Origin of the sequence: Mycobacterium sp. (assembly GCF_039583805.1) — a bacterium.
Classification (GTDB): Bacteria; Actinomycetota; Actinomycetes; order Mycobacteriales; family Mycobacteriaceae; genus Mycobacterium.
Map to the genome: position 1 here is coordinate 25,591 of NZ_JAVKSH010000024.1, position 8,532 is coordinate 34,122.

Annotated in this window: 7 protein-coding genes and 1 tRNA gene; 6 read left to right on the forward strand and 2 right to left on the reverse strand. The window is 68.6% G+C overall.

The window, feature by feature from the left end:
• Window positions 1-26 precede the first annotated feature (26 nt).
• On the forward strand, window positions 27-1,049 hold the full coding sequence (locus ABDW21_RS04990; RefSeq protein ID WP_343599630.1) for an ArsA family ATPase: 1,023 nt from the start codon (window positions 27-29) through the stop codon (window positions 1,047-1,049).
• Window positions 1,046-2,185 (forward strand): ArsA family ATPase, encoded by a 1,140-nt coding sequence (locus tag ABDW21_RS04995; protein ID WP_343599564.1) that lies wholly within the window; start codon window positions 1,046-1,048, stop codon window positions 2,183-2,185. The genes ABDW21_RS04990 and ABDW21_RS04995 overlap by 4 nt, the downstream gene beginning before the upstream one ends.
• Window positions 2,186-2,224: 39 nt before the next feature.
• On the opposite strand, the gene ABDW21_RS05000 is transcribed toward ABDW21_RS04995, so the two are convergent.
• The gene (locus ABDW21_RS05000) at window positions 2,225-2,578 is read right to left on the reverse strand and encodes a WhiB family transcriptional regulator (RefSeq protein ID WP_343599563.1); all 354 of its coding nucleotides are present in this window, start codon (window positions 2,576-2,578) and stop codon (window positions 2,225-2,227) included.
• 255 nt (window positions 2,579-2,833) lie between these two features.
• Here ABDW21_RS05000 and ponA2 point away from each other — a divergent pair, with 255 nt between their 5' ends.
• From ponA2 to ABDW21_RS05020, 4 genes are all read left to right on the forward strand, one after another.
• Window positions 2,834-5,275 carry a transglycosylase/D,D-transpeptidase PonA2 gene (ponA2, locus tag ABDW21_RS05005; protein ID WP_343599561.1) on the forward strand — a complete coding sequence of 814 codons (2,442 nt, stop codon included), beginning with the start codon at window positions 2,834-2,836 and terminating at the stop codon, window positions 5,273-5,275.
• Between the two features lie 76 nt (window positions 5,276-5,351).
• Window positions 5,352-6,311: a metallophosphoesterase gene (locus ABDW21_RS05010; protein ID WP_343599559.1), complete on the forward strand. Its 960-nt coding sequence runs from the start codon at window positions 5,352-5,354 to the stop codon at window positions 6,309-6,311.
• Window positions 6,308-7,414, forward strand: a complete 1,107-nt coding sequence (locus ABDW21_RS05015; protein WP_343710145.1) for a PLP-dependent cysteine synthase family protein — start codon at window positions 6,308-6,310, stop codon at window positions 7,412-7,414. The genes ABDW21_RS05010 and ABDW21_RS05015 overlap by 4 nt, the downstream gene beginning before the upstream one ends.
• Before the next feature lie 284 nt (window positions 7,415-7,698).
• Window positions 7,699-7,772 (forward strand) — tRNA-Pro (locus ABDW21_RS05020).
• A gap of 18 nt (window positions 7,773-7,790) precedes the next feature.
• Here ABDW21_RS05020 and ABDW21_RS05025 read toward each other — a convergent pair.
• Window positions 7,791-8,522: a cutinase family protein gene (locus ABDW21_RS05025; protein WP_343599555.1), complete on the reverse strand. Its 732-nt coding sequence runs from the start codon at window positions 8,520-8,522 to the stop codon at window positions 7,791-7,793.
• Between the last annotated feature and the right edge of the window lie 10 nt (window positions 8,523-8,532).

The following is an 8,532-nucleotide window of genomic DNA, read 5'->3' on the forward strand; positions in this document are numbered from 1 at the left end:
CGACGACAGCGTTTGGTTAGCATGCACTGATGGCGACCACACCGAGAGACGGCAGCCTCGTCGGCTGGCCATCGCGGTTGTCGAAGGCCCGGCTGCATTTCGTGACGGGCAAGGGCGGCACCGGCAAGTCGACCGTCGCTGCGGCGCTGGCGTTGACCCTGGCGTCCGGCGGGCGCAAAGTGTTGCTCGTCGAAGTCGAAGGACGCCAAGGGATTGCGCAAATGTTCGACGTTCCGCCGTTGCCGTACAAGGAAATCAAGATCGCCACCGCCGAGCGGGGTGGGCAAGTCAACGCGCTGGCCATCGACATCGAGGCCGCGTTCCTGGAATACCTGGACATGTTCTACAACCTCGGCATCGCCGGCCGGGCGATGCGGCGCATCGGGGCGGTCGAGTTCGCAACCACCATCGCGCCCGGTCTGCGTGACGTCATCCTCACCGGAAAGACCAAGGAAGCGGTGATCCGCGTCGGCAAGGACCGGCGGCCGGTGTACGACGCGGTGGTCGTCGACGCGCCGCCGACCGGCCGCATCGCCCGGTTTCTGGACGTCACCCGGGCGGTCTCCGAACTGGCCAAGGGGGGCCCGGTGCACGCGCAGAGCGAGGGCGTCGTGCGGCTGCTGCACTCCGAGGCGACCGTCGTGCACCTTGTGACGCTGCTCGAAGGGCTGCCGATGCAGGAGACCATCGAGGCGATCGACGAACTTCAGCAGCTTGACCTGCCGATCGGGTCGGTGATCATCAACCGAACGATCCCCGCCTGCCTGGGGCCGGCGGATCTGGCCAAGGCCGCCGAGGGCGATATCGACGGTGACACGGTGCGATCGGCACTGTCGAAAGTTGGGATAAAGTTGGGCGACAACGACTTTGCCGGTCTGCTGACCGAAGCCATCCAGCACGCCACCCGGATCGCTGCGCGCGCCGAGACCGCGAATCAGCTCGACGAGTTGCATGTGCCGCGTTTGGAGCTGCCGACCATCGCCGACGGCATCGACCTGGGGAGCCTCTACGAGCTCTCCGAATCACTTGCACAGCAAGGGGTCCGATGAGCACCAAGCCACCGATGCTGGACGTGGCCTCGATGCTGGCCGACACCACGAACCGTGTCGTGGTGTGCTGCGGCGCGGGCGGAGTCGGGAAGACCACCACCGCTGCCGCGATGGCCCTGCGTGCGGCCGAATACGGCCGCACCGTGGTGGTGCTGACCATCGACCCGGCCAAGCGTCTGGCACAGGCCTTGGGAATAAGCGACCTCGGCAATTCGCCGCAGCAGGTGCCGCTTGCCCCCGAGGTCCCCGGCGAGCTCAGCGCCATGATGCTGGACATGCGCCGAACGTTCGACGAGATGGTGGTCCAATACTCCGGACCCGAACGGGCACAAGCGATCCTGGACAATCAGTTCTACCAGACGGTCGCGACCTCGTTGGCCGGAACACAGGAATACATGGCGATGGAGAAGCTCGGCCAGCTGCTGGGCCAGGACCGCTGGGACCTGGTGGTGGTCGACACCCCGCCGTCGCGCAACGCACTGGATTTCCTGGACGCGCCGAAACGGCTCGGCAGCTTCATGGACAGCCGACTATGGCGGCTGCTGCTGGGGCCCGGGCGCGGGATCGGGCGGCTGGTGACCGGCGTGGTCGGACTGGCGATGAAGGCCATGTCCACCATCCTGGGATCGAAAATGCTCTCCGACGCAGCCAGTTTCGTGCAGTCCCTGGACGCCACCTTCGGTGGTTTCCGGGAAAAGGCCGACCGCACCTACGAACTGCTGAAGAGGCGCGGCACCCAGTTCGTGGTGGTGTCGGCCGCCGAACCCGATGCTCTGCGCGAGGCGTCGTTCTTCGTCGACCGGTTGTCACAGGAGAACATGCCGCTGGCGGGTCTCGTCTTGAACCGAACCCATCCGATGTTGTGCGCCCTACCGGTGGAACGGGCCGTCGACGGCGCCGAGACGCTGACCGCGGAGGCGACCGTCCCGCCGGCCGCGAGGGAGCTGGCGACGGCGGTATTGCGGATTCACGCCGACCGCGCGGCCACTTCCAAACGGGAGATCCGGCTGCTGTCCCGGTTCACCGGGGCCAACCCGCACGTCGCGATCGTCGGAGTGCCGTCGCTGCCGTTCGACGTCTCAGATCTGGAGGCGCTACGTGCGATCGCCGACCAGATGACCGGCACCGCGAGTTAGCCGCGGTAGCGGCCCGGCCAAAGGAGCCCCGGTAGCGGCTCAGCCGGCGGTGCGGTGCCTGCGCTGCGCGGCGAAGAACTCCGCCCACGACACCACCTCGGGGTGCTGTTTGAGCAGGGCACGGCGCTGGCGTTCGGTCATGCCGCCCCAGACGCCGAACTCGACACGGTTGTCCAGCGCGTCGGCACCGCATTCCAGCATCACCGGACAGTGCCGACAGATCACGGCCGCTTTGCGCTGGGCCGCCCCGCGCACGAACAACTCGTCGGGATCGGCGGACCGGCACAGCGCCTTGACCACCCAGGTGATCCGCGACTCGTCGTTCGGCCCACACATGACGCTGCCCGACGGTGTCGTATTCGTCCTCCGCGCCGCGGTTCGCATACCTGACACCCGCGTCCCCTTCTCCCGGCCGCCAGTCTCCCGGCGGTGCTGCCCTTGCGGTGCAGACCGGGTGCGATCTGCGCCACACTGTTCGCGTCGGTGTTATCTGCATCTCACTGTGTGATCAAGCTAAGTGTTCAGGTACCAATTTGGCAACAGTCTCAGGCACGCTTTTTTGGGACCACCGTGCCGTCCGATCGTCACAACCGGCCCCCGACGGCCGGTCGGGGTATCCTCCGCCGCAGCCTCGCTACTCTGATACCCATGCCGGAACACCGCCGGACCGCTCTCGTGGTCGCCAAGCTTGCCGGCTGCTGCCTGCTGGCCGGCGTCGTGGTCGCCGCGTTGCTGTTCCCCGCGGTCGGCGGCCTCGGGCTGGCGTCCAACCGGGCGTCCGAGGTCGTCGCCAACGGCTCGGCCCAGCTGCTCGAAGGCGCCGTGCCGGCGGTGACCACGATGGTCGACGCCAAGGGCAACACCATCGCCTGGCTGTACGAGCAGCGCCGGTTCGAGGTGCCCAGCGACAAGATCGCCGACACGATGAAACTGGCGATCGTCTCGATCGAGGACAAACGGTTCGCCGAGCACAACGGCGTGGACTGGAAAGGGACGCTGACCGGGCTGGCCGGCTACGCGTCCGGAGACGTCGACACCCGCGGCGGTTCGACGATCGAGCAGCAGTACGTGAAGAACTACCAGCTGTTGGTCACCGCCCAGACCGACGCCGAGAAGCGGGCGGCCGTGGAGACCACGCCGGCGCGCAAGCTGCGCGAGATCCGCATGGCGCTCACCCTGGACAAGACGTTCAGCAAGTCGGAGATCCTGACCCGGTATCTCAACCTGGTGTCGTTCGGCAACGGCGCCTTCGGCGTACAGGACGCCGCCCAGACCTACTTCGGAGTCAACGCCTCCGACCTGAACTGGCAGCAGGCGGCGCTGCTGGCCGGCCTGGTGCAGTCGACCAGCACACTCAACCCCTACACCAACCCCGATGGCGCGCTCGCCCGGCGGAACGTGGTGCTGGACACCATGATCGAGAACCTCCCCAACGAGGCCGGCGCGTTGCGCGCCGCCAAGGCCGAGCCGCTGGGAATCCTGCCGCAGCCCAACGAACTGCCGCGCGGCTGCATCGCCGCCGGCGATCGGGCGTTTTTCTGCGACTACGTGCAGGCCTATCTGGCCCGGGCCGGAATCAGCAAGGAACAGGTGGCCCGGGGCGGCTACCTGATCCGCACCACGCTGGACCCCGACGTGCAGAGCTCGGTCAAGCAGGCCATCGACGCGTCCGCCAGCCCGACTCTGGACGGCATTGCCAGCGTGATGAGCGTGATCAGGCCCGGCAAGAACGCGCACAAGGTGATGGCGATGGCCAGCAACCGCACCTACGGGCTGGACACCGACACCGGCGAGACCATGCGTCCACAGCCGTTCTCGCTGGTGGGCGACGGCGCCGGGTCGATCTTCAAGATCTTCACCACCGCTGCCGCCCTCGACATGGGCATGGGTATCTCCGCGGAGCTGCAGGTTCCCGGGAGCTTTCAGGCCAAGGGCATGGGCGCCGGCGGCGCCAAGGGTTGCCCGAAGGAAACGTGGTGCGTGGTCAACGTCGGCAACTACCGGTCGCCGATGAGCGTGACCGACGCGCTGGCCACCTCGCCGAACACGGCGTTTGCCAAGCTGATCTCGGTGGTCGGTGTGCCGCGCACGGTGGACATGGCGATCAAACTGGGGCTGCGCTCCTACGCCGACCCGGGCACCGCCCGCGCCTACGACCCCGACAGCGACGAGAGCCTGGCCGAGTTCATCAAGCGGCAGAACCTCGGCTCGTTCACGCTCGGTCCGTTCGAGCTTAACGCCCTGGAGCTGTCCAACGTCGCGGCGACGCTGGCTTCGGGCGGCGTGTGGTGCCCGCCGAGCCCGATCGACAAGCTGATCGACCGCGACGGCAACGAGGTGGCCGTCACCACCGAGACCTGTGATCAGGTGGTGCCCGAAGGGTTGGCCAACACGCTGGCCAACGCGATGAGCAAAGACGCGCTGGGTGGCGGCACCGCCTCCGGATCGGCCGGCGCGGTGGGCTGGGACCTGCCGATGTCGGGCAAGACCGGGACCACCGAGGCGCACCGGTCGTCGGGCTTCTTGGGCTTCACCAACCAGTACGCGGCGGCCAACTACATCTACGACGACTCGAGCTCGCCGTCGGATCTGTGCTCGTCGCCGCTGCGGCGCTGCGGCGACGGCAACCTCTTCGGCGGCAACGAGCCGGCGCGCACCTGGTTCACCGCGATGAAACCGATCGCGAGGAATTTCGGCGAGGTCCATCTGCCGCCGACCGATCCGCGCTATGTCGACGGCGGTCCGGGCTCACACGTGCCCAGCGTCGCCGGCCTGGACGTGGACGGGGCGCGCCAACGATTGAAAGAGGCCGGTTTCCAGGTCGCCGACCAGCCCAGCTCGATCAACAGCAGCGCCAGGTACGGAGAGGTCGTCGGCACCTCACCGAGCGGCCAGACCGTCCCCGGCGCGATCGTCACCATCGAGATCAGCAACGGAATCCCACCGCCGCCGCCACCACCACCGGAGGGGGTGGACGGAGCCGTGCCACCGGCGCCGGTGGGCTCGACGGTGGTCGAGATTCCGGGCCTGCCGCCGATCACCATTCCCCTGTATGCGCCGCCACCGCCGCCGGGCGGACCGCCGCCGTAGCGGTTGCCGGGCGGCGCGGCACACCCGCGCGTGTGGGCCACCCCCGGAAGACCCCGGCCGCAGTACGCTGACGTTCATGAATGCCGCTCTGTCCGCGTGGAAAACCGCCGGCGCCGTCACGGCCGGCGCGGCCGTCGCCGGGGTCGGTTACGCCTCGATCGTCGAGCGCAACGCGTTCGTCGTCCGCGAGCTGACCCTTCCGGTGCTGACCCCGGGCTCGTCGCCGCTGAAGGTACTGCACATCAGCGACATCCACATGCGGCCCAACCAGCGGCTCAAGCAGTCCTGGCTGCGTGAACTCGCCGGCTGGGAGCCCGACCTGGTGGTCGACACCGGGGACAACCTGGCGCACCCGAGGGCGGTGCCCAGCGTCGTGCAGGCTCTCGGCGACCTGCTGTCGGTGCCGGGTGTGTTCGTCTTCGGCAGCAACGACTACTTCGGGCCTCGTCCGAAGAACCCGCTCAACTACCTGAAGAACCCGGGTCACCGCGTGCACGGTCAGCCGCTGCCCTGGCAGGACCTGCGCGCGGCGTTCACCGAGCGCGGCTGGCTTGACCTCACCCACACCAGGCGCGAGTTCGAGGTGGCCGGGCTGCATATCGCCGCCGCGGGCGTCGACGACCCGCACATCCACCGGGACCGCTACGAGACGATCGCCGGCCCGGCCGGCCCGGCCGCCAACCTGCGGCTGGGGCTGACCCATTCGCCCGAGCCCCTGGTTCTGGACCGGTTCGCCGCAGACGGCTACCAGCTCGTGATGGCCGGCCACACCCACGGCGGGCAGCTGTGCGTGCCGTTCTACGGCGCGCTGGTGACCAACTCGGGTCTGGACCGATCCCGGGTGAAGGGGCCGTCGCGCTGGGGGGCCACCATGCGGCTGCACGTTTCGGCCGGGATCGGCACGTCACCGTACGCGCCGCTGCGGTTCTGCTGCCGGCCCGAGGCGACGCTGCTGACGCTGATCGCGGCGCCGACAGGTGGTCGCGATGCGCAGAGCGGTCTCGGCCGGTCACATCCGGCGTATTCGGCGCGTTGAGTCCCCGGGCCCGGGTCGCGGTTCACAGCCGGCCACGCGACTGGACCGACAAGGCGATCCGGCTGATCGAGGCCGACGCCCGGCGCAGCGCCGACACCCACCTGCTGCGCTACCCGCTGCCGTCGGCGTGGTGTGACGACGCCGACGTCGCGCTCTACCTCAAGGACGAGACGACGCACATCACCGGCAGCCTCAAGCACCGGCTGGCCCGCTCGTTGTTCCTCTACGCGCTGTGCAACGGGTGGATCGCCGAGCACACCACGGTGGTCGAGGCGTCGTCGGGGTCGACGGCGGTGTCGGAGGCGTACTTCGCCGCGCTGCTGGGCCTGCCGTTCGTGGCGGTGATGCCGGCGTCGACCAGCGCGTCGAAAGTGGCTCTGATCGAATCCCAAGGTGGCCGTTGCCATTTCGTGCAACGCTCCGGTGACGTCTACGCCGAGGCGGAGCGGATCGCCCGCGAGACCGGCGGGCATTACCTGGACCAGTTCACCAACGCCGAGCGGGCCACCGACTGGCGCGGCAACAACAACATCGCCGAGTCGATATTCGAGCAGATGCGCGACGAGCAGCATCCGATTCCGGACTGGATTGTGGTCGGCGCGGGTACGGGCGGGACCAGCGCGACGATCGGCCGCTACGTCCGGTACCGGCGGCATGCCACCCGGCTGTGCGTGGTCGACCCGGAGAACTCCGCGTTCTACCCGGCATACGCACAATCCCGCTACGACGTGATCATCGACGCGTCGTCGCGGATCGAGGGCATCGGCCGCCCGCGGGTTGAGCCGTCGTTTTTACCCGACGTGGTCGACCGGATGGTGTCGGTGCCCGATGCGGCGTCGATCGCGGCGGCCCGCCATGCCAGCGTGGTGCTGGGCCGGCGCGTGGGGGTGTCGACCGGGACGAATGTGTGGGGGGCGTTCGGTCTGCTCGCCGAGATGGTTGCCGACGGACGCAGCGGTTCGGTGGTGACGCTGCTCGCCGACAGCGGCGACCGCTACGCCGACACTTACTTCAGCGACGAGTGGGTCAAGGCCCACGGGCTGGATCCGACGGCGGCGGCGCAGGTGCTGGCCGGGTTCGAACGCTCCTGCAGCTGGGAGTGATCCGACGCGGCTCGTGCTTCGTCGGCCGGGGCGGTAACCAGCAGCCACAACACCCCCAGAGCCAACAGTCCGCCGAAAACTATGGCGCCCAGCATCGTCATGATCGTCTCGCTTCCGTGTGCACCCATCGTGCGATAGTTACCGTGTTCAATGTCGTCGACACGCCGCGAAATTCCGGCGTCGACTGTGGTGAACACCGCTTCGCCGGCGCGGTGTGGCCCCGGACGGCGGCGGCTGCGTTCATGAGTCAGCGAGCCGGTGCGATACGCTGGCACGGCTTCACGCGGGGTGTGGCGCAGCTTGGTAGCGCGCTTCGTTCGGGACGAAGAGGCCGTGGGTTCAAATCCCGCCACCCCGACTGGTGCGGCGCAGCGGACTACAGGCGACTCACCGTGAAATCCGCGGCCTGCTCCGTCATACCGTTCACCGGATACGAGACGTGCGCGATGGTGGGCGCCCCGCCCGGGGCGCCGTCGCAAATCGTGTCGCCGGGCGCGCACAGGTCGATGGTCTTGGGCACGTACAGCGGGCCGATGGTGATCGGCGGGGCGCCGTTTTCGACCAGGAATTCGTTCGACGGTCTGCCGAACAGGGTCACGGCGGCGACGTGGCCGGCGACGTCCGGCGGCATCGGCGCGGGGATGTACGACACGTACTGAGCCGGTATGTCTTTGGGCACGGCCGCCGACGTCACGAAGCCGGCCAGTGCCGCGCCCTGGGAGTATCCGCCGAGCACGATCCTGGTGTTGGGGCAGCTGGCCGCCGTGGACTGGACGTGCGTGCCGGCGTCCCTGATCCCGTCGACGAACGTCCTGGCGAAGTCGATGCCCGAGCCGAAATCACCGCTGGCGGGGTAGTTGACCGGATACACGCCGACCGACTTCGAGCCAACCCGCGAGCTCAGCGCGTCGACGAAGGCCTGCCCGATGCCGCCGACACCGGGCGGCTCGCCGGTACCGCGGGCGAACACCACCTCGACGTCGGGGCAGGGCTGCGCGGATGCGGACGGCACCGGCGCACTCGACAGCACCGCCCAGACCGTCGCAACCGCGGTGGCCGCCGTCAGCCAGCGGGCCGTGGTGGCGTGGATTCCTGTGATGACGTCCATGGCTCCCCAT